Raw genomic sequence first — 17,205 nt, 5'->3', positions numbered from 1 at the left:
TATTTTCAGGCGGCATCCGTGAAGGTGATGTCATCACTAGCAACAGCATTACCATCTACCGTTGCGGTTACCGTGAATGTGCCTGCTGTATCCGATGTGAGTTTAACCGTCGCCCCACCAGCCGAGCCGGTTTGTGAGCTGTTGGTGCTCAAGGTGCCCCCGGTTGAAGACCAGTTTACGGTTGCCCCGGCCACACCCGCGCCATTCAGGGTATATTTGAGAGAGAGGGTTACCGCATCAGTGCTGTCAGCAGTTGCGGATGTTTTATCCGCTGACAGTGTTACTCCCCCGAAGCGGCTTCCAGCTTAATCAGCACACCCGCCGTGGACTTGTTGCTAGTGAAGTGTTTCTTCCAGTTCGCACCGGTACCGATTTTGGTCAGGTCCGGATTGCTGCCACCTGCAGTCGTATCCCAGCTGTAACCCAGCAGTTCGATATTCACCACGCCTTCAGCACGGTAACCAATTGCCAGGTTCTCCTGGTCGTTTACGTCATAAGAGCGGAAACCCGGGGCCTGAGATTCGGTGATAGTCACGGCACCGGCCACCAGCCCCAGAATGGATTCTGCATCCATGGTATCGGTTACCAGCACCGGTTTACCCAACGTACCCGGTTGGCCGCCATACACCACCACGCCAGCTTCTTCGTAAATTTTGTTGGCAATCGCCTCATCCACGATGTCGAAGTACGTCGCAGAGTGCATAACGAACAACACAACCCGGTTGAACTTATCGCCATACTTGCGCAGGCCACGCGTCAGGGTCTTTTTACCATCAGTGGCAATGTCAGCCGTCACCACCATATCCGCGTTAGCGCCAATAGCGGCAATCAGCCCTTTCAGGCCATATTTCACGTAACCTTCCAGCGTGGCATCAGCAACATCGACGCCAATCACTTCAGAGAACTCACTGACATCACGGCCACGGCGTTTGAATGCTTCTTCCGTGGTTTCATACGGGCCATACTTCCACGGCGCTTTGACGGACACCGCTTCACCAGCACCAATCTTTTTGCCTTCAACTTTGTCCGTGGAGTTCACATCACGCGCTTCGATTCTGCCACCAACCTGGTAGAAAGCACGCTTACGGAAGTCCCCTTCAATCAGCTCATTGTCCAGTTGAATTGCGCCATTAGACGACTGGTTAAACACTTCCAGGTTATCCTGGCGGCGTTCGAGGAATGCGGTCTGTGCCAGGTCATCATAAATAACCAGGTCAGTATTAACGGTTGTAGTCATCGATTAATCCCTTATTTGGGTAGTTTCAGGTAGGCCTGCTGGCCATGCTTGCGGATATAGTCCGCCTTATCGTTGGCATTCATCTCTGAACGTTTCAGGCTGCCACCGCCATTCGGCTTGTGCCCACCAGCGCCGGTACCTTCAGCGCGGGGGAAAAGGTGCGGAGCCGTCTCCTTAAGAGACTCAGCCCATTCAAGCGGGGTCAGGGGGGTCTTGCCGTCTTTACCGAACAGGACATCGCCATTTGCATCAACGGCTACGGCCTCACCTTCATCGTTGAGCTGGAATGTGCCTTTGGCACGCAGGATCAGGTCGTCGGATGCTTCAGCCAGGGCACCGGCTTTTGCCGCAGCAGAACGGATAGCATCACCCAACACGCGGTCACGAAATTTATTGGAGAACGACTCGGCCTTGTCGGCGCGGTCATTCGCGGCCTTGATTTGTTTCTCAGTGTCAGCACGTAAGCGCTCCGTGCGACGGTTAAGCACTTCGTCAATCTTTCCGCCGGCAATCAGCTTTGCTTCTTCATCGTCGGAAAAACGCTGCAGGATGCCCCGGACCGCTTCCGGATCAATCCCTTCGAATTGCTTCAGTGATTCGGTCGACTCCTTGAGCTTACCGAGCAGTTCACTGTTTTTGGATTTAAGACCGGTAACGGCGGTATTAACCCGGTCATTGATGATTTGCTCAATCTCCGGCGTAATTTCTGGTGAACCCTCGCCACCAGCACCGCCGCCGTCACCACCTTCAGAACCTGCAGGTGCGTAGTATTTGATGAGCATGTTTCGAAAAAGCATAGTGTTCCCCTTGGGAATGAAGTGTCGGGCCTTGCCCAATAAAAAAGGCCGCCCGGAGGCAGCCTGTGTACAGAAAGGAATAAATCAGAGCCCGGCCATATCAAATGCCTGGCTGTCCCGTTCGCGCAGTTGGGCCAGTGTCAGCCACTCGCCTTTATCCGTGAAAAATTCATCAGGACGCATGGCGCCATCGCGGATAAGCCGTGCCCGTTGCTCACCAACAACCTGCACCTGGCGTTCAAAGGATTGCCGGGAAAGCCACTCGCTATAGGTGGTATTCCCGGCTACCTGCCCGTCCATACTGGCCCGGGTTCCCTCATCCATTTCATCGGCGTCCAGCCCAAGCTCCTGCCAGGATTTCAGAATCAGGGTTTCGGTGGAGCGACAACAGAAGTGGATCCGCCCGGGGCCCTGCAGATAAGGCACCTTGTGCCCGATGGGTTTCCCGTCCAGGGTGTATCGCAGCCGGTCGCGAATGATGCAGTCATGGCTGGTTTTATTATCGAGCGTGGATAGCCACTGCTTGCCTTTTACCAGGTCTTCGTTAGCGGTGGTGAAACTCTTCCGGGCAGTGGCTGCAAGGTGATTCACCGCCGTTTTCGCGATGCTGGTAGCATTTGCCCGGCTCATCTGCAGTGCACCATCCCGGTAGCCTTTATTCGCATGACCACGAACACTGCGGGCAATGGTTTCGACTGTTTCTCCCGCCAGGTAACCACGGCGAACCGCATTGATAATCCGGGTAAGCCGGTCAGATTCCAGATTGGATGCCCACTCACTTAATAACCGGCCCTGAACCGGTTGTGCCATTGCTGCGGCATAAACCATTTCAGCCGTGATGCTCTGCAACGGTATCTGTGCCAGGACCGTTTCTGGCAGAAGTGAATCAAACAGACTCAGTTGATAGCCCGCTTCATGACCGGCGAAGTCCAGCAACTCGTTTTCCAGTGACGACTGCATGGCTGATACCGCCTGGCTGTTCAGGGTTCGCACGCTCCCCAGCAGGCTTTCCAGACGACTAACGGTAAAGCTATCCGCGGGCAACCGGTCCAGTGCATCCAGAAGCCGGGCTGACAGGTCGGCATCAGTGTCGTTTAGCAGCTTTACCATTCGGTTAGCCACACCGGAGGAATAACGCGTCACCCAAATGGCATGGGCGATGGACTCATCCCTGAGATTTTCGTTAAGGGTTGCCATGTCAGCCCCCCATTAGTGATGGGGCCTGATTACGCAATGCGTCGCTTACATCTGCCGGGTTGTCTGCCGGGTCAATGAGGTCCAGTTTCTGCATCGCCCGGACCATATCTGTGTCACGCAGTGCACCAGACTGCCAGGCGCTCACAATCGCCGTTACCATACCGGACTCGGCCACCTTAGCGATAAACTCCTGGTTCACTGTATAACTGCAGTCTTCGCTAACCAGCCCGAGATATTTGGCACACCAACCAAGAGCAAGCGAATAGGCCTCTGAGACGTTGGCTACGCAAATCCCCAGCACAGATGTCGATGCTGTTTGCTCTCCGCTGGATTGCGTGGCTGTTTTGGCTGCAGAGTTTTGCTCAATTAGCCGGGCACCAAGCTGGACCATGTAATCACGTTTACTGTCCATCGCCTCTTTAGCCAGCATATTGGGCTGTGCCTGGGCATAACCAAATGAACCATCCTTTGGCAGCAACAACGGCGAACGGGAACCAATTTTGACACCATTCTTTTCCAGGTGGTCCCGCCAGTTGGTATCAAGCCCGGTCATGTATGGCTGAACCTGCCCACAGAACCACACGCTGTCTTCATAGTCAGCACTATTGCGGTAATGCCCATGGTTGATTTCCACCAGCGCAGACAACGGTGAATCATCAATGGTTGGGTCATTATTCTGGGCACCGACAAACGTGAACGGGATTTCATCCCAGAAGTCTTTCCCTTTGGGTTTAGGCTGGTATTCACTGTCGACAACATACGCGCCACTGGTTGACTCACCACTCCGGCGCCAGACCCGGCAAATAAAACGCTCTTCAACAAGTGCCAGTTCCCGGTACTGGATTTCATCCTCAAAAGCGTAGCCATCATCTTTTTCGACACACTCACGCAGCACCACCAGCACCAACTGGTCGCGCCCATTAATACGCCGGGTACGCCAGTTAATGATGTTTTCCGCCTGGTAACGCAGAATGATGGCCTGGCCACTGTCATCAGAGTAATCGACATAGAGCCCTTCCCGGGCGACTTCAAGCACGTTCTCCGTTACCAGCTGAGACTGCTGATAAATGCTGGTACCCGCACCATCGGTGTTCTTCAGGAGGTAAGCCAGTTTCTCTGGCGACGATAAAGTAGGATCCTTGCGAAAGGCGAGCCCCAGCAGCCCTATCTTCGTATTACCTGTAATGGCATAAAACACCGCTCGTTTCAGGTAATCCTCGTTGCGCTTACGATTACGCAGGGACTTGTCTGTCGGGTCGAGAAAAGGCAGATAGGCATTACCTGCCCGTTTAACGGCATCAGCCCCTTTACAGAAGTCCCGTATTTTCTTCCAGGCAGCACAAGCCGCCCGGTGTTCTGGTCGAACCCAGGTGATATCAGTGTTTGCCATATCAGAACGTGGTATCCATGGTAATTGAGTAGGCTGGTTTCACGATGGGGTAATCTTTCACAATGAAATACCCACCAGCATCATTGGGGTGATCGTTATCTGCGGTTTTATCGGGCTCACCATTCGCCGCCCAGATTTGTTGCTCAAGGCTTTCGGTATAAACCGGGCAATTCTGAACGTTTACCAGGTAACGACGCTCACCATTCGCATTACAGAACATCGCGTTCATCGAGTTGATACGGTCTTTAACCGGTGGGTTTGCATCATCAACAATGACGCTGAACCCGGCGTCGTTAAGCTGGGCAATATCGGTCTGGCTGGCGTTCTGGGATTTGCGGGAATCGCCTGAGGCATCAGGATAAATATATATCTCCCGGTTTTTCACGTAACGCCCGTCCTCATAGCGCCAAAATTCTTCCTGTATGCGTTTAATCATGGCTGGCGTGTCGTAAACCTTGACCAGTTCCCGAACGGCGCGAGGCAGACCATTACGTTTCACATGGACAATCGCCGCCATTTTCCCCACGTTAAAGTCCATACCGATGAATAACGGGTCATTTTCCTGCACTTCGTCAGCACAGTTATTCAGTTTCCGGTTGAAGGTGTAGTAAATCGTCCCGCTATTGAGGTTGGTAAACTGGCCTCTCAGGTAAGCCTGTATCAGTTCATCAGGATATGTGCTCAGGAGTGATGGAATGTAATCAGCCGGCAGGTTCTTCGCGTTATCGAATGTACTGGCCTGAATTAACCCGTACAGGGTGGCAAGCTCTCCCTTGTTTCGCAGTGCTTTAACGAACTGCTGATACACAAACTTAAACCCTTCTGGGGTTGTCGTGACATCAATGCCGTTTCGCAAGCCTGGTACGTTGTAACGCATACGGGCGATAATTTTCCGCCAGGCCTGTTGTGCTTTGGCGGCTGGCATTACATCCAGCTCATCAACCATCGCGTTGCCGATTTTGAAACCGACAATTGAGCCCGGCTTTTCCATTGAGCGACAGATAGTCGTTCCACGATACTGCCGTCCGGCGTAGAAATGGACCTCTTTGTTGCCCTCGTTGATTTTGACGTTCATGCCCCAGTCAAAGGCAACCTCTTCAACGGTGGGATAAAAGATATCGCGGATTTGCGGATAAGTCGGCGCGAAGTAGCCCTGGTTAATTTTGGGGTTTTCCCACATTCCCTTGCAGATACCACCGCAGCCCACCCAGGTCTTCCCACTGCCAAAACCGGCAACGTAAGCACGAAATTTATGGGGCATGGCGAGAAAGCGCGACTGAGGAATGTTAAGGGTCGGACTTATCGCCATCTTCCACTCTCGCATCCACTACGTTGATATTGATTGCTACAGGTATCGGCTCATCGTCTTCACCATCGCCAGCCAGCTCTTTGCGAAGTTTCTCTACCTCCAGTTGCCGGCGTTCAATCTCAATCTGCTGGATACGTTGTGCGAACTCACTGTCAGCCAGGCCAAGGCGCTTCATTACTGCTTCAAACATTCGCTCACGGCTGATGGCAGTGATTTCAATACCGCTTTTGCCGAGTTTCACGCCGGAATACGCCAGGGCGGCTGTTGACGGGAGGCTTCTGGTATCAGGGAAGAATGGACGCCCTTCGCCATCACCATTACATCGTGGGCAGGCCGGGTTTGGCGCACGGTTATGGTCATACCCATAGCCACCAGCATCTTCCGGTTCCTTTGCACCCTCTTTGTCAGCAACCTTTGCCCTTGCTTCGTCAAACTCAACCACATCACGCCACTGGTAATGGTGCCCAAAGCCCCAACAGTAGCGACAGGCACCACGGCGATATTGTGAAAGGTGATTGGCATCGAAGGTAGCAAGTTGCCACATCTGGGCCAGCACCTCATCAGCACTGGCAAGCGTGCGCAAAAGGGAGGCTTTCTGCTGCTGCGCAATCATCTGCGCAACGTTAGGATTCGCCACGAGTTGCCGGCCATAGTTGGGGTCGCTGTAACCAGCCCTTTCCGCGGCAGCCGTTGCATTCTGGTCTTTGAGGTATTCGGCAACAAAACGCTTTTGCTGGGGAGACAGTTCACTTTCGACTAATTGCTCTGCGCTTTTTTCTGCCTGCGCAGTGCGCATTTTTTTCTGCGCAGATTTTTGCGCACTTTGCGCAGGAGGTTTTTTGATATATCGGCGGGCAGTCGCGTAGTTCAGTCCCTGCGCTTCACACCACTCTTTCGGTGATACGCCGGTGACGGCATGTTCGGACAGGAACCGTTGCTGAAGCTCGCCCCAGTCCGGTTTTGCCATATGTTTCCCTTTGATTACATTTGTGGATGTTCAATATTTATCGCGAGATGTGTATGGATATAAAGGGTCAAATCCAATTACCATGTTCACATACTGCATTCAAAAAATAATAGGGAAGTTGAAGCATGATAATAAAATGGGTTATTGGTGCAATGATGGTCTTAACCAGTGAGATTGCTAATGCGGGATGCTGGGTTGTGACTAACCTTCATGGCTATGGTTTTTATGAATACAACACGTATGACTTCACAAAAGATGGTTTTTCAGGAAAGGAATTTGTTGTTAATTTTGATAAAAAGTCCCCATCAGTTACGGACAGCCTCATGACTTACACAGTCTTAAGCCCCACATCAATGGTTGGAACCTATGTTACAAACTTAGGACTTACTATCCAGACATGGCAACTTTCAACGGATGGCACTAAAGCCTTTATGACCATTAACAGAACTAACTCTGACAAGATCCTCCAAGACGGCGTAAGCGCTTTTGTAGGTGATATCAAAGCCACATGTGAACATTAAGAATACCTGATGCAACGCTACTTCATCGGGATATGGTTAAATTTGGTTCATGGATATTGCGCTTAGTTTTATAGTCATACGCAAGCCATTCCTATTGTTTAGTTCTTTATGATTGAGTACCGCATTTTCAATTTGAACAAGGAGTCACGATGTTTTCTTTTCTCAAGACATTCAAGCGATTAATTAATAATCAGCAATCTTCTTCCGAAAAGTCAGTGGAGTACACTACTGAGCAACTTCTACAGTGGGCAACTGGCAGTATGTTAGAAGGCTTGCCCGACACGTTTTACGAGGCTTATATATCTTGCTTCCGTAATGTCGACAGTGAAGGGCGTACAGCAATTGCAGCTATACATTCATACAAGTTAACTAACGAAAGTGAAGATATCTCTTTCACACCACCAGATGCTCTCTATGCCACACATTGCATAGAAAAAATTCTTGCTGGAAAGGATTGGAACCACGCCACTATTACTTTCAACCAAGAAACGACACAATTCTCGTGGCAATAAAAACCGCCCGAAGGCGGTTAGTTTTCGCTGTAATTAGGCTCTTCTGTTGAGCCCTGAAGAAAGCCTAACAATTCTGGCACTGAAATATCATCCAGATTTCGCTGTAGAAAATGGCTTTCGGTTTTAGTTTGTCCATCAACGATAGTCTCGTGAACAAACCGAATGCCAATTCTGTGTATCTCTACAAAGAAATTACCACCTTTAAAATACTTGCTGCCTGCATCATAGACTTCGCTAACAGTAACCATTTATCTCACTTTGCCTCATCTCGACCTGTAGTATCAGAATCGTATCACCGACTCCTTAAAAACAGGTAAATTGCGTGGCATTATTGAGTGTCTCTTGATGACTCTATTTGCCGGATTGCCGCCTTATCCAGATTGCACTGCCCCAACGCTGTGTAGAGTTGAGCGTTTAACTCCAGACTTGCCTGCCATGTGAACGGAACCGCCATTCCGGGGATTGGCGTGTCTGCGGTAAGGTCAGCGCTTATCGGCACTACTGGAGCCGGCACGTAGACTGTCTGCGTATTCCCGCAGGCTGTCAGCAGCGGCAGAAGGAACAAGCTGGTTAGCGCACGGATCACCTTCAAGCGCCTGCCTGATGTATACAATGCGTGTTTCCCCCTTTTGGGCCAGTTCGTTCTTAGCATTCTGGGTAGCCTGTGAGATGTCGCGGATGATGTTCATCGTAGTGATCACGTTATTAGTGATCGCCTCTGATGTGTTGGCTCTTAACATCGCTTTATTGCGCTGCCCTTTGTAGGTGATGGCATTATCGCGATAGTGGTCCACAAACCAGCCAAGAATTGCCACCAGCCCGAGAAGAACTATGCAGACACCTGAAGTAACCCGGCTCATCACTCTATCCCCCAGCACGTTAGCGCTGATTCCTGGTCCCGCCGCGATACCTGACCGTAGCAGTTATTTGAACGGATACGGCAATCACGCCCGCCATCTTTAATCCACCAGCGAATGGCTTCACAGGCACCTTTACGGTCACCGGTATTGATGCGCTTGTAGAACGTGGACGGAAAACACTTTCCCGGGCCAATGTTGTACGGGCAAAACGAGGCGATCCCCGCTTTCTGGGGTTCGGTAAGTGAGACATGGATATTGCGCTCAACCCACGCCAGTGCTTTATCACGCTCCACGGCATTGACCTGGTCACATTTGGCCTGGGTTAACGTCATCCCTTTTTTTACCGGTTTGCCATCCACCAGCGTGGCGCCACGGCAAATGGTCCAGATACCGGCACCGTCCTGGTAGGCATTAAGGTGGTTACCTTCTTTCTCGTTCAGGAACTGGTCCAGGATAACTGAGGCCGGAGCGCCAGCCAGTACCAGCGACAAAACAGCGGCGCTGAATTTGTAGCGCAGTTGAGGAGAAGCAGCCATTATTCACCGGCCTCCTTTAATGCATCAGCAACCACACTGACTACGGCAGGACGCTCTGAGGATGGCTTATCACCCTCTTCCTCCAGATATTCGCGTATCATGCTGGTGCGTTTTTCGTCTTCCTTTCTGCGCCGCCTGGCATCGATACGCCCGTTTACATAAGAGGCCAGAGAAATCACGACACCAATCAGGCCAAATATCATGTAAACGACATCCTGCGTGGTCAGCCCCAGTCCGGCGGCAATCGCAGCAAGCCACGCGAAGAACTGCGTGACAATGTTTCCGGGTTGGTCGTTCATTTTCATAGTCTCTCACCTCCGATTTAACGGGGTGCTGTGTGCGGGGGAAAGGATTCGGGCTCCCGGGCTTCATGGTTCACGGGTTATCTGAGATTGATACCCGGGGCCTGAAAATAGAAAGGCCCCCATGATGGAGGCCCATATAAATGAGTGCTTTCTCTTTGACTTTTTCATGTCCAAATAGTGTGTTTTCTGAGTCAGGCACACGCTTGTGGAACAGGTAATCTGTCTCAAACACCAGTGGATATCACTTTCAGATGATTCCTATCCTGCAATGCACTGTTTTCTCTAAAAAACACTAATAATCAGAGGCGCACTCTTAGCCAGCTGACGTTATGATCGCTCCATATGCAAACACACAAAGGAACACCTAAATGGAGAATGAATTTCAGGTCCTGATGTCTCCGGTACAACTTGCTGCTGTTTTGTCTGATGAAACTGTCACCCAGGCAGAAACTCTCCAGAACAGACTTCTGGGTGGTCTGGGTGTCGCTATGGGGACCGTTGAAATGGTGGGTGCCGGGGCACTTTGCCTTGCTCCGGAGCCAACCATGCTAACGAAAGCGGGATGCGTTGTTGTTGGTGCCCACAGTATGGATACTTTAAATACTGCAATTGAACAAACAATTACAGGTAAGGACACAAAAACAGAGACTTATCAGCTAGCAGAAAGCATTGCCACTCAGTTAGGTGCAGACGAGGAAACGGCATGGAAGGTAGGACTTACCGTTGATATTGCTGTTCCGATCGCTTTCGGGTTGGCAATGAATGTGCCTCGAATATCCTATGTCAGATCGGGGACATTTAAACTTGCTGAACATGAGGCCGTTAAAGGAATTAAAGCTGGTGGCCACACGATTGCAAAACATGTTGCTGTGTCTGAAGAAGATCTATTAGCAAGACTCAGCCGCAGCCCACAATTACAAAGTGCCACGTCTTTCTTCTCTCTGGAGCAGGCAGAGAAAGTAATCAGCACGGGCCTGCGCGCTAACCGGCTGAAAATAATTCACTGGGCAAACTTCGCAAGGAACAGCGAAGCAACACTGGACATTACCTACAATGCTAATGCTGTCATCGGCTATGGGTTCCGTCAGGGGATTGCCAATAAAGAAAATATTTATGCCGTTCGTATCGTCCTTTTGAAGAAAATCTACAACAGCAAGCCCTATTACCTTCTCACGGCTTATCCATTGATGGGTTAACTAATGAATAAAAAATACTCAACAGTCCGGACGCTCATTGGTGTGTTCTTTGGACAGGACTTCGAAAGCTTCGGCGAAACTATCGAAGAAATTATGCAAAGTTATACCGAGTACGAAAATGCCACTGCGGTGACAAACCTGAAGGCGCAGATTTCAGAGCTACTTCTCATCACCGATGACAATGAATTAAACACGCTCATGAGTTCACTTGCCGAGCGGCAATTTGAGCCAACCTCCTGGGGAGAAAGCTGGCGCTCCTTTTTACTGAAGGTCGAGGCATCACTCTCTTAACAAATAGCTATTGGTAAAGTGATTAGAACGTTACTCCACCAAATGGCTTAATTGCAAAACCGTCTGCTGATATATCACTTTATCTTTCTCGACGCCTATGGCGATACGCCCAAGCCGTGTCGCCGCCTTGATGGTTGAACCCGACCCCATAAAGAAATCGGCCACCACATCGCCTGACCTGCTACTGGCCTCAATTATCTGGCGCAACATATCCGCCGGTTTCTCACAGGGATGTTTGCCCGGGTAAAACTGTACCGGCTTGTGTGTCCAGACATCGGTATAAGGGACCGCTGCAGTAACCGAGAACGGGCGCCGCAGGGCTTTGTACTCTTCCAGTAATTCCACATACCGGCGGCTTAATGCCTGGTACTCAACCACCAGCTGATGATGCGGTGTTTCCAGTTCCTGCCGTTGCTGCTTCTCCCTGGCGATATCGGAAAACAGCGCCTGTAGTTTCAGGTAATCCGCTTCGTTGGGTAACTGCCACTGACTGGCGCCAAACCAGTGTGAGGCCATGTTTTTACCCGTAGCCGCCACAATCTGTTTTGACGTAACACCCAGTGAAGCCCGGGCATTGCGGAAGTAATCAATCAGCGGCGTCATGACGTGCCGTTTGGTGTCGTCACATTTAGCCGCATAGCCATCATCTTTCGGCTTGTAGGGGCCAAGGTAGTGACCGGCAAACAAGATGCGCTCAGTCGCCGGGAAATAGGCCCGCAGGCTTTCTTTGTTGCAGCCGTTCCAGCGACCAGAAGGTTTGGCCCAGATGATATGGTTCAGCACGTCGAAGCGGTTACGCATTAACAACTCGATATCAGCCGCCAGGCGGTGCCCGCAGAACAGGTAAATACTGCCCGCCGGTTTCAGCACCCGCCAGAACTCAGCGAGGCACATATCCAGCCAGGCCAGGTAATCACTGTCCCCTTTCCACTGGTTGTCCCAGCCGTCCGGTTTTACCCGAAAATACGGCGGATCCGTACAAATCAGGTCAATGGAATTATCGGGGAGGGTTTTGATGTATTGAAGGCAGTCATCATTGACCAGCTCAATACTGTTTATTTTTACAGTATTTTTCATAGATCAGAAAGCGTAACTCTGGTAGGCTCACTGTGCTTTTGCGCGAAAGCAGTGGGCCGTGGTTCGCTTGTGACCTGCAAGCATAGGCGAATGGCTGGTCGGGTGCGCTAACACCCACCAGCCGCCCATTTCCACAGCAGGAAAACTGCCGTTACTGGCAGCGCGTAAACTTCCCGCCGTCTCCCCCGTTCTCTTTTACCAGGCCAGCCATAGACAACTGGGTCAGTATTAACTGGCACCGTGGCGAAGTGATACCCGTTATACGGGCAATATCATCAACACAGGTCCATTTATCTGACGGTAAAAAATGAAGGACTGCGGCGGCAGTTTCTGTCATATCTTGCTGTTTTAGCATGAGAATGTTTCCGGTTACTGAGTGTGATTACACAGATAACTCTGGTTCGCCATGCCAGCAAGGTAAGAATGGTGTTTTGATATCAGAAGCGCAGATACTGCCCTGATAAAAGCAAAAAACCCCGCCGGGGCGAGGTTTCTTAATTATGTTCCCTAGAATTTAGGCAACATATCAAATTACGCTTAAATATGGCCTATATTATCTACTTTTGCAACCATTTGTTGTGAAAAAGCTAATTTTTGCTGAGAACGCGCCCGAACAACTGAAAGCAACATTTCCCTGTCCAGGGTAAAAAATATTCCTCTCATAGTGCGCCAGTACCCCCGGTAGTTGTTGCCCCAGTTTTTATCGCTAACCCCCATCAATTCAGCCAGCTCTGTTTGCCTGTATACCTCCCGGCCAGCCAGTTCTTCTCTTACATCCTGTGCCGCAAGCCAGATAAGTGCCTTCAGTTTTTCTTTCGTCTTGCCGGCTATGCGCTTATCGCGGATTTCCTCTGCAAACGCCAGCCAGCCGTATTGCACAATAGCGGTCTGTAACCTGAAATCCATATCATTCAGGTAACTCCATTTCACCCAGGCACTTTCCGTATTCTGAAGTTTGGCTATCGCCCGGCGCCAGCTTGCCGTGGAATACTCAACCGGGATGATTTGGGGTATTGCCTGCCCTTTGGCATGAGACTGTTTCCCGGGTACAGGCGGATTTGTAAGGGTGATTGTCTCCCCTGTCACCTCGTCAATAACTGTGCGGCGTTTCCGTGGGTAGCGGTCATTGGTGAACTGCAGCTGCTCCACCAGCGCCACCAGCTGGCCTTTCGTTCTCCCGCTAAAATCGGCAGTGGCCAACATGATTTCTTCCCGAATGTATTGCAGATATTGCTGGTTCATTAGTTGGCCCTCCCGGTGATACGTATTGAGTTTTTTAAAATCCGATAGTCAATAAGGACTGAACCACGGCGCCGGAACAGCCGCAGCAGTGCCCATTTTTGTTTTAGCTGGCCGACGGACATGAAACCTCCTGAACGATGATTTGCCCCTTATCTCCCCACAGTTTTGTAATACGGCAGTCCCATATGTGGGCGTCATCGTCGTATAGCGCATCCATCAGGGCTTTAAGCATGTTGTCGCAGTCCGGCTTCGACTGGTGTGGTTTGCCGCGGTATTCATCACGTTTCTTCTTGCTCCAGCTCTGCGGCATGGGGAGGATGAACGTGATATGGGCACCCGCCTCAGGCATTGTTAACTTGCGCAGACGAACTTCGTCGCAAAAAGCGCGATAACGCATTACTGCCGGGCGCTGTTTCCACTTATCGGAGCGCGTCATTCTCGGCTTACCGATGGGCTCAATGTTGTAGATTTTCATGATTTCACCAGCCCCTCTTTCAACCAGATAACCTGTGTTCTTGCCATTCCTTCCAGTGCGCATTCTTTTGCATAATCAGCATCAACGTGATGCGTCCTGCGGTCGATTTCATCGTGACAAGCTGAACATGCAATAGTGGCTATCAGGTCCGGTGGTTTAATTCCGGTACCGCACAAACCCGCCAGGCGGATATGCGCCAGAACGGAGGTTTCCGGGTTTCGGTTACACACACCGGGTATGCGTACCTGGCATTCGCGGCCACGCGCCGCTTTACGTAAATCGGCCATGGCTAACTCCAGATTTTTTGTTGAAAAGAGCGCGGTGTACGCGGGGATTTTGAGGACTCTGGCAACCTGACACTAACCGTCCAGGTAATCAGGTTCTGATTCAGGCTTCGCTCGGTGGCAATACCACGGGCGCGGTATTTCGCTACCAGTTCATCGGCCTGTTCGGTGGTGCATTCAGTATGCTGGAACCAGGAATATTTCATTGCCATCACCCCGCAAAACTCAGTAACTGGTTTGCGGTGTTCTCAGCTTCTTCTTTGCTGCTGAATGTGCCAGACAATATCCAGCGCCACAGCACATCCAGCGCAGCATCGTAGAGTTGCGAGAATTCGGTTTCATCCATATTAGCGAATGAGATACTGCGTGGGTGCCTTTTTAGTGTGCCGTCTGGTAGCTGGATAGCGATATAGTGCCCGGCTTCAACAATCACCCAGGCACGGTATGCATCGAAGGATTTGCACAGACTAATACTGCCGGCACGCTTATCCGCTATGCGGGACAGGTATACTTCTGCCGCGTCCAGCAATGCTGATTCACTCCCGCCAAAACTGGAAAGGAATTTTGCGTAGCCGGCTACCAGCTTACGTTCATTTGACGAAATCGCACCGCCCGTCGGTTCCCAGTAATCAAAGCCAAGGTTGAGTAGTGCGAAAAACTTTCGGTGGAATGCGGGATTACGGACTTGTTTAAACTCAGATACCAGAACGGCACCGAGCTTGCATTTTGAATGCAGAAATTCGCTGGTCTCGGGCGAAGCCGGGATCAGGTAACCTGCAGCATGTTTGATGAGTTGTAATAGCGCCATGGTTTTCTCCGTGGCGCATCAGGTATAGGTTGTTCAGGCCTATGAAATAATAATATCAGACGGTGGGATAAGTCGGTACCCCAGACGGGTGGCAAACTGCATAAACCCATTGAGAGTGAATATTTCTTCATCCTCAAGTAATGGGCGCAATGAAACTAATCCATTTACTCGATAAACCAGATATCTTCCATTTGCCGGGAAGCTATAGATAACTGCTTTATCGGCCCTTCTGACCACGTCATACCATTGATCATCTACATTAAAGGCGTCGGAACTGCACACTATTTCCCCCAGAGCGACATATTGAAGCAGTTAACATTTAGCGGGAACAGCCAGGGGAACGCACACTGCGATACTCTTCGTAACTGCTCCAGTGAAATTCACGCGATTAATAAAACCGTTCATCGGCGCTTTTCCTGGTTTCCTGCAAAAGGTGTTTACCCCTTGTCTTATCCCTCGGCAAAACTCCCTGTCCAAGTTCCGATATAACCCCTTCTGGAAGTATCTTCATCAGATCAATAAGTAACTCGTTTTCCATTCTTCCCTCTCACAACGAATAACTGTATAAACATACAGTAAACTTATCTTGCAGATTTTGCAATGTTTCAAGGTGTAAACTTTAGGTTGGGGGCATAAGAAGCATCCAAAGTAGTGGTGAAAACGCCACGAAACAAAAGACTGGGGAGTTATAAAAAGACAAGCAAAATTATGTATTATCTCAACCTAAAATCGTCGGTCCTCCACTTCAACTTATTGATCTTAATCAGAAATTAACCCGAAACACCTCCGGGTAACGTGAAAATACCAAACACCAAACACCAAACACCAAACACCAAACACCAAACACCAAACACCAAACACCAAACACCAAACACCAAACACCAAACACCAAACACCAAACACCAAACAGAATACCCGTTATGCTAAGGCAGAAACTCGGTAATGATGTAACTTAGTAACTTGACCAGACGTTCTGTAACCACACCGGTGCATAGATGCCTTATTGTGCATGTAATTACTTTTTTGGTCACGAAGTTGCTGTTTCCAGAATAACACAATGAACAAACGGAGATTTTTTAACAGATAGAGAATACAATAATATATCATAAAAGCCGCAAATGCGGCTTTAATTAAAAAAACTCAATCATTGAATAATAACATTCACTGCTCCAGAGGATGTATTCACTTCCGCTCCTTCAAAGTTACCTTCAGGGTATTCAGTTTCGTTAATCATTATCGTAATTGAATTACCACACTTATCATTCTCACATTGAGTTTCGATTTCAGTCCAATATTCAGTTCTTTTTCCCATATTATCTTCATATGATTCCTCTTGAGTTTCATAATCATCTAAATCGACTTCACCAGGGGTCTTGCACACGCTGCATGTAAAAGTAATTTTGCTCATTTCTCTTTACTTTATGGTGGGTTAAAAGGCATCTAACAGTATAGCTTGACAAACTGAACATTTCAAATCTATCCAACTCATTAAATAAATCAAAAAAATGAAACATCTATATAGTATAACTTATACTGATTTTACTGAAACTAACCGAGTTGTATTTACCGACATTACTGACAATTGCTATCATATGAAACAATCAGAAGTCAGCACAAGTAAAAGCATACGGGGAGTACATTAATGCTAGCCTTTAATATCTTTATCATTGCATTAGTCATATATATCGTTTTAAATCAACACAGTAAATTAATAAAAACACGAAACGAATTACGGCAATATGCCGACCGAATGGAAGCTGCCGAATTGGATTTGCATGCCATCAGAAGTGTAGCTACAAACCTACTACATAACACCGGAAAAGAGTTAAAAAAACAACTTAAAAATCCAGATGAATATTTTCTTGAAAGGCTAGCCGACGACCTCATTGAAGTACAGCATATCGTTGAAACTAGAGGACCTAAAACTATTGGCGGTCAACCATACTGGCGTATTGAGCCACAAGAAAATAGCTACAAGTACGGTACGCAATATCCGAGGTTTCCTGATTAAGCCTGTTTTTACATCTGTATCCAATGCAGCAACGTAGCTAATGCTGACTTGAATAAACCGAAAATCTTATCAACTCACTCAGGTGGACGGAGTTAGTGTTCCGTCCATCAAAGGCCAACTCAGTCATCATCCATACCGGCCTAAATATAACCAACGAGCCTAAGCAGATATTGACTAAGCTTATCCATAG

Annotated in this window: 26 protein-coding genes; 5 read left to right on the top strand and 21 right to left on the bottom strand. The window is 49.3% G+C overall.

Annotation, left to right across the window (positions count from 1 at the left end; genetic code table 11):
• Positions 1-5 precede the first annotated feature (5 nt).
• The 7 genes from MPHASIOC01_RS04745 to MPHASIOC01_RS04715 form a co-directional block, all read right to left on the bottom strand.
• Positions 6-278 carry an Ig-like domain-containing protein gene (locus MPHASIOC01_RS04745; RefSeq protein ID WP_353614897.1) on the bottom strand — a complete coding sequence of 91 codons (273 nt, stop codon included), beginning with the start codon at positions 276-278 and terminating at the stop codon, positions 6-8.
• Between the two features lie 2 nt (positions 279-280).
• Positions 281-1,237 (bottom strand): major capsid protein, encoded by a 957-nt coding sequence (locus tag MPHASIOC01_RS04740; RefSeq protein WP_353614085.1) that lies wholly within the window; start codon positions 1,235-1,237, stop codon positions 281-283.
• Between the two features lie 11 nt (positions 1,238-1,248).
• Complete coding sequence (locus tag MPHASIOC01_RS04735; protein ID WP_353614084.1) at positions 1,249-2,034, bottom strand: hypothetical protein; 786 nt, start codon at positions 2,032-2,034, stop codon at positions 1,249-1,251.
• Positions 2,035-2,118: 84 nt separating this feature from the next.
• Complete coding sequence (locus tag MPHASIOC01_RS04730) at positions 2,119-3,231, bottom strand: hypothetical protein (protein WP_353614083.1); 1,113 nt, start codon at positions 3,229-3,231, stop codon at positions 2,119-2,121.
• Position 3,232: 1 nt separating this feature from the next.
• Positions 3,233-4,621 carry a DUF4055 domain-containing protein gene (locus MPHASIOC01_RS04725; RefSeq protein ID WP_353614082.1) on the bottom strand — a complete coding sequence of 463 codons (1,389 nt, stop codon included), beginning with the start codon at positions 4,619-4,621 and terminating at the stop codon, positions 3,233-3,235.
• Between the two features lies 1 nt (position 4,622).
• Positions 4,623-5,930: a terminase large subunit domain-containing protein gene (locus tag MPHASIOC01_RS04720; protein ID WP_353614081.1), complete on the bottom strand. Its 1,308-nt coding sequence runs from the start codon at positions 5,928-5,930 to the stop codon at positions 4,623-4,625.
• Entirely contained in the window at positions 5,908-6,897 is a 990-nt protein-coding gene (locus tag MPHASIOC01_RS04715; RefSeq protein ID WP_353614080.1) for a terminase small subunit, read from the bottom strand. The genes MPHASIOC01_RS04720 and MPHASIOC01_RS04715 overlap by 23 nt, the downstream gene beginning before the upstream one ends.
• 125 nt (positions 6,898-7,022) lie before the next feature.
• Between MPHASIOC01_RS04715 and MPHASIOC01_RS04710 the strand changes: the two genes are divergently transcribed.
• Positions 7,023-7,418 carry a hypothetical protein gene (locus MPHASIOC01_RS04710; protein ID WP_353614079.1) on the top strand — a complete coding sequence of 132 codons (396 nt, stop codon included), beginning with the start codon at positions 7,023-7,025 and terminating at the stop codon, positions 7,416-7,418.
• A gap of 149 nt (positions 7,419-7,567) precedes the next feature.
• Positions 7,568-7,930 carry a hypothetical protein gene (locus MPHASIOC01_RS04705; RefSeq protein ID WP_353614078.1) on the top strand — a complete coding sequence of 121 codons (363 nt, stop codon included), beginning with the start codon at positions 7,568-7,570 and terminating at the stop codon, positions 7,928-7,930.
• Between the two features lie 17 nt (positions 7,931-7,947).
• Here the strand turns inward: MPHASIOC01_RS04705 and MPHASIOC01_RS04700 are convergent, their stop codons facing one another.
• The 4 genes from MPHASIOC01_RS04700 to MPHASIOC01_RS04685 all read right to left on the bottom strand — a co-directional run bounded on the left by MPHASIOC01_RS04700 (position 7,948) and on the right by MPHASIOC01_RS04685 (position 9,631).
• Positions 7,948-8,178, bottom strand: a complete 231-nt coding sequence (locus tag MPHASIOC01_RS04700) for a hypothetical protein (RefSeq protein WP_353614077.1) — start codon at positions 8,176-8,178, stop codon at positions 7,948-7,950.
• Positions 8,179-8,412: 234 nt separating this feature from the next.
• Positions 8,413-8,790 carry a DUF2570 domain-containing protein gene (locus MPHASIOC01_RS04695; protein ID WP_353614076.1) on the bottom strand — a complete coding sequence of 126 codons (378 nt, stop codon included), beginning with the start codon at positions 8,788-8,790 and terminating at the stop codon, positions 8,413-8,415.
• Complete coding sequence (locus MPHASIOC01_RS04690; protein ID WP_353614075.1) at positions 8,790-9,326, bottom strand: lysozyme; 537 nt, start codon at positions 9,324-9,326, stop codon at positions 8,790-8,792. The genes MPHASIOC01_RS04695 and MPHASIOC01_RS04690 overlap by 1 nt, the downstream gene beginning before the upstream one ends.
• Positions 9,326-9,631, bottom strand: coding sequence for a hypothetical protein (locus tag MPHASIOC01_RS04685; RefSeq protein ID WP_353614074.1), 306 nt, complete (start codon positions 9,629-9,631; stop codon positions 9,326-9,328). Before MPHASIOC01_RS04685 ends, MPHASIOC01_RS04690 begins: the two co-directional genes overlap by 1 nt.
• A gap of 368 nt (positions 9,632-9,999) precedes the next feature.
• Here MPHASIOC01_RS04685 and MPHASIOC01_RS04680 point away from each other — a divergent pair, with 368 nt between their 5' ends.
• Both MPHASIOC01_RS04680 and MPHASIOC01_RS04675 read left to right on the top strand, forming a co-directional pair.
• Complete coding sequence (locus MPHASIOC01_RS04680; protein WP_353614073.1) at positions 10,000-10,827, top strand: RNase A-like domain-containing protein; 828 nt, start codon at positions 10,000-10,002, stop codon at positions 10,825-10,827.
• A gap of 3 nt (positions 10,828-10,830) precedes the next feature.
• Complete coding sequence (locus MPHASIOC01_RS04675) at positions 10,831-11,118, top strand: contact-dependent growth inhibition system immunity protein (RefSeq protein WP_353614072.1); 288 nt, start codon at positions 10,831-10,833, stop codon at positions 11,116-11,118.
• Positions 11,119-11,148: 30 nt separating this feature from the next.
• Here MPHASIOC01_RS04675 and MPHASIOC01_RS04670 read toward each other — a convergent pair whose 3' ends face one another.
• The 10 genes from MPHASIOC01_RS04670 to MPHASIOC01_RS04625 all read right to left on the bottom strand — a co-directional run bounded on the left by MPHASIOC01_RS04670 (position 11,149) and on the right by MPHASIOC01_RS04625 (position 16,412).
• Positions 11,149-12,195, bottom strand: coding sequence for a site-specific DNA-methyltransferase (locus tag MPHASIOC01_RS04670; RefSeq protein WP_353614071.1), 1,047 nt, complete (start codon positions 12,193-12,195; stop codon positions 11,149-11,151).
• A 151-nt stretch (positions 12,196-12,346) separates the two neighbouring features.
• Positions 12,347-12,550 (bottom strand): hypothetical protein, encoded by a 204-nt coding sequence (locus MPHASIOC01_RS04665; RefSeq protein ID WP_353614070.1) that lies wholly within the window; start codon positions 12,548-12,550, stop codon positions 12,347-12,349.
• 182 nt (positions 12,551-12,732) lie between these two features.
• Positions 12,733-13,437 carry a bacteriophage antitermination protein Q gene (locus MPHASIOC01_RS04660; RefSeq protein ID WP_353614069.1) on the bottom strand — a complete coding sequence of 235 codons (705 nt, stop codon included), beginning with the start codon at positions 13,435-13,437 and terminating at the stop codon, positions 12,733-12,735.
• Complete coding sequence (locus tag MPHASIOC01_RS04655; RefSeq protein WP_353614068.1) at positions 13,437-13,559, bottom strand: YlcG family protein; 123 nt, start codon at positions 13,557-13,559, stop codon at positions 13,437-13,439. The genes MPHASIOC01_RS04660 and MPHASIOC01_RS04655 overlap by 1 nt, the downstream gene beginning before the upstream one ends.
• Positions 13,541-13,912 carry a RusA family crossover junction endodeoxyribonuclease gene (locus tag MPHASIOC01_RS04650; protein WP_353614067.1) on the bottom strand — a complete coding sequence of 124 codons (372 nt, stop codon included), beginning with the start codon at positions 13,910-13,912 and terminating at the stop codon, positions 13,541-13,543. Before MPHASIOC01_RS04650 ends, MPHASIOC01_RS04655 begins: the two co-directional genes overlap by 19 nt.
• Positions 13,909-14,199, bottom strand: coding sequence for a DUF1364 domain-containing protein (locus tag MPHASIOC01_RS04645; protein WP_353614066.1), 291 nt, complete (start codon positions 14,197-14,199; stop codon positions 13,909-13,911). The genes MPHASIOC01_RS04650 and MPHASIOC01_RS04645 overlap by 4 nt, the downstream gene beginning before the upstream one ends.
• 2 nt (positions 14,200-14,201) lie before the next feature.
• Positions 14,202-14,408 carry a hypothetical protein gene (locus tag MPHASIOC01_RS04640; protein WP_353614065.1) on the bottom strand — a complete coding sequence of 69 codons (207 nt, stop codon included), beginning with the start codon at positions 14,406-14,408 and terminating at the stop codon, positions 14,202-14,204.
• Complete coding sequence (locus tag MPHASIOC01_RS04635; protein ID WP_353614064.1) at positions 14,408-15,004, bottom strand: DUF1367 family protein; 597 nt, start codon at positions 15,002-15,004, stop codon at positions 14,408-14,410. The genes MPHASIOC01_RS04640 and MPHASIOC01_RS04635 overlap by 1 nt, the downstream gene beginning before the upstream one ends.
• Positions 15,005-15,043: 39 nt before the next feature.
• Complete coding sequence (locus MPHASIOC01_RS04630) at positions 15,044-15,286, bottom strand: hypothetical protein (protein ID WP_235234477.1); 243 nt, start codon at positions 15,284-15,286, stop codon at positions 15,044-15,046.
• Between the two features lie 862 nt (positions 15,287-16,148).
• Positions 16,149-16,412 carry a hypothetical protein gene (locus MPHASIOC01_RS04625; protein WP_353614063.1) on the bottom strand — a complete coding sequence of 88 codons (264 nt, stop codon included), beginning with the start codon at positions 16,410-16,412 and terminating at the stop codon, positions 16,149-16,151.
• A 234-nt stretch (positions 16,413-16,646) separates the two neighbouring features.
• On the opposite strand from MPHASIOC01_RS04625, the gene MPHASIOC01_RS04620 reads away from it, so the two are divergent.
• Positions 16,647-17,015: a hypothetical protein gene (locus tag MPHASIOC01_RS04620; protein ID WP_353614062.1), complete on the top strand. Its 369-nt coding sequence runs from the start codon at positions 16,647-16,649 to the stop codon at positions 17,013-17,015.
• Positions 17,016-17,205 lie beyond the last annotated feature (190 nt).

This window comes from Mangrovibacter phragmitis (assembly GCF_040429585.1).
In the GTDB taxonomy this organism is placed as follows: Bacteria; Pseudomonadota; Gammaproteobacteria; order Enterobacterales; family Enterobacteriaceae; genus Mangrovibacter; species Mangrovibacter phragmitis.
This window is presented reverse-complemented; position numbering and strand designations above follow the sequence as displayed.

Excerpts from the sequence above, each read along its gene's own strand:
- MPHASIOC01_RS04640 (WP_353614065.1), bottom strand. The coding sequence starts at position 14,408 with ATGGCAATGAAATATTCCTGGTTCCAGCATACTGAATGCACCACCGAA.
- MPHASIOC01_RS04700 (WP_353614077.1), bottom strand. The coding sequence starts at position 8,178 with ATGGTTACTGTTAGCGAAGTCTATGATGCAGGCAGCAAGTATTTTAAA.
- MPHASIOC01_RS04710 (WP_353614079.1), top strand. The coding sequence starts at position 7,023 with ATGATAATAAAATGGGTTATTGGTGCAATGATGGTCTTAACCAGTGAG.
- MPHASIOC01_RS04645 (WP_353614066.1), bottom strand. The coding sequence starts at position 14,199 with ATGGCCGATTTACGTAAAGCGGCGCGTGGCCGCGAATGCCAGGTACGC.
- MPHASIOC01_RS04690 (WP_353614075.1), bottom strand. The coding sequence starts at position 9,326 with ATGGCTGCTTCTCCTCAACTGCGCTACAAATTCAGCGCCGCTGTTTTG.
- MPHASIOC01_RS04635 (WP_353614064.1), bottom strand. The coding sequence starts at position 15,004 with ATGGCGCTATTACAACTCATCAAACATGCTGCAGGTTACCTGATCCCG.
- MPHASIOC01_RS04625 (WP_353614063.1), bottom strand. The coding sequence starts at position 16,412 with ATGAGCAAAATTACTTTTACATGCAGCGTGTGCAAGACCCCTGGTGAA.
- MPHASIOC01_RS04715 (WP_353614080.1), bottom strand. The coding sequence starts at position 6,897 with ATGGCAAAACCGGACTGGGGCGAGCTTCAGCAACGGTTCCTGTCCGAA.
- MPHASIOC01_RS04655 (WP_353614068.1), bottom strand. The coding sequence starts at position 13,559 with ATGTCCGTCGGCCAGCTAAAACAAAAATGGGCACTGCTGCGGCTGTTC.
- MPHASIOC01_RS04675 (WP_353614072.1), top strand. The coding sequence starts at position 10,831 with ATGAATAAAAAATACTCAACAGTCCGGACGCTCATTGGTGTGTTCTTT.
- MPHASIOC01_RS04730 (WP_353614083.1), bottom strand. The coding sequence starts at position 3,231 with ATGGCAACCCTTAACGAAAATCTCAGGGATGAGTCCATCGCCCATGCC.
- MPHASIOC01_RS04685 (WP_353614074.1), bottom strand. The coding sequence starts at position 9,631 with ATGAAAATGAACGACCAACCCGGAAACATTGTCACGCAGTTCTTCGCG.
- MPHASIOC01_RS04660 (WP_353614069.1), bottom strand. The coding sequence starts at position 13,437 with ATGAACCAGCAATATCTGCAATACATTCGGGAAGAAATCATGTTGGCC.
- MPHASIOC01_RS04695 (WP_353614076.1), bottom strand. The coding sequence starts at position 8,790 with ATGAGCCGGGTTACTTCAGGTGTCTGCATAGTTCTTCTCGGGCTGGTG.
- MPHASIOC01_RS04725 (WP_353614082.1), bottom strand. The coding sequence starts at position 4,621 with ATGGCAAACACTGATATCACCTGGGTTCGACCAGAACACCGGGCGGCT.
- MPHASIOC01_RS04670 (WP_353614071.1), bottom strand. The coding sequence starts at position 12,195 with ATGAAAAATACTGTAAAAATAAACAGTATTGAGCTGGTCAATGATGAC.
- MPHASIOC01_RS04680 (WP_353614073.1), top strand. The coding sequence starts at position 10,000 with ATGGAGAATGAATTTCAGGTCCTGATGTCTCCGGTACAACTTGCTGCT.
- MPHASIOC01_RS04705 (WP_353614078.1), top strand. The coding sequence starts at position 7,568 with ATGTTTTCTTTTCTCAAGACATTCAAGCGATTAATTAATAATCAGCAA.
- MPHASIOC01_RS04665 (WP_353614070.1), bottom strand. The coding sequence starts at position 12,550 with ATGCTAAAACAGCAAGATATGACAGAAACTGCCGCCGCAGTCCTTCAT.
- MPHASIOC01_RS04740 (WP_353614085.1), bottom strand. The coding sequence starts at position 1,237 with ATGACTACAACCGTTAATACTGACCTGGTTATTTATGATGACCTGGCA.
- MPHASIOC01_RS04620 (WP_353614062.1), top strand. The coding sequence starts at position 16,647 with ATGCTAGCCTTTAATATCTTTATCATTGCATTAGTCATATATATCGTT.
- MPHASIOC01_RS04720 (WP_353614081.1), bottom strand. The coding sequence starts at position 5,930 with ATGGCGATAAGTCCGACCCTTAACATTCCTCAGTCGCGCTTTCTCGCC.
- MPHASIOC01_RS04650 (WP_353614067.1), bottom strand. The coding sequence starts at position 13,912 with ATGAAAATCTACAACATTGAGCCCATCGGTAAGCCGAGAATGACGCGC.
- MPHASIOC01_RS04735 (WP_353614084.1), bottom strand. The coding sequence starts at position 2,034 with ATGCTTTTTCGAAACATGCTCATCAAATACTACGCACCTGCAGGTTCT.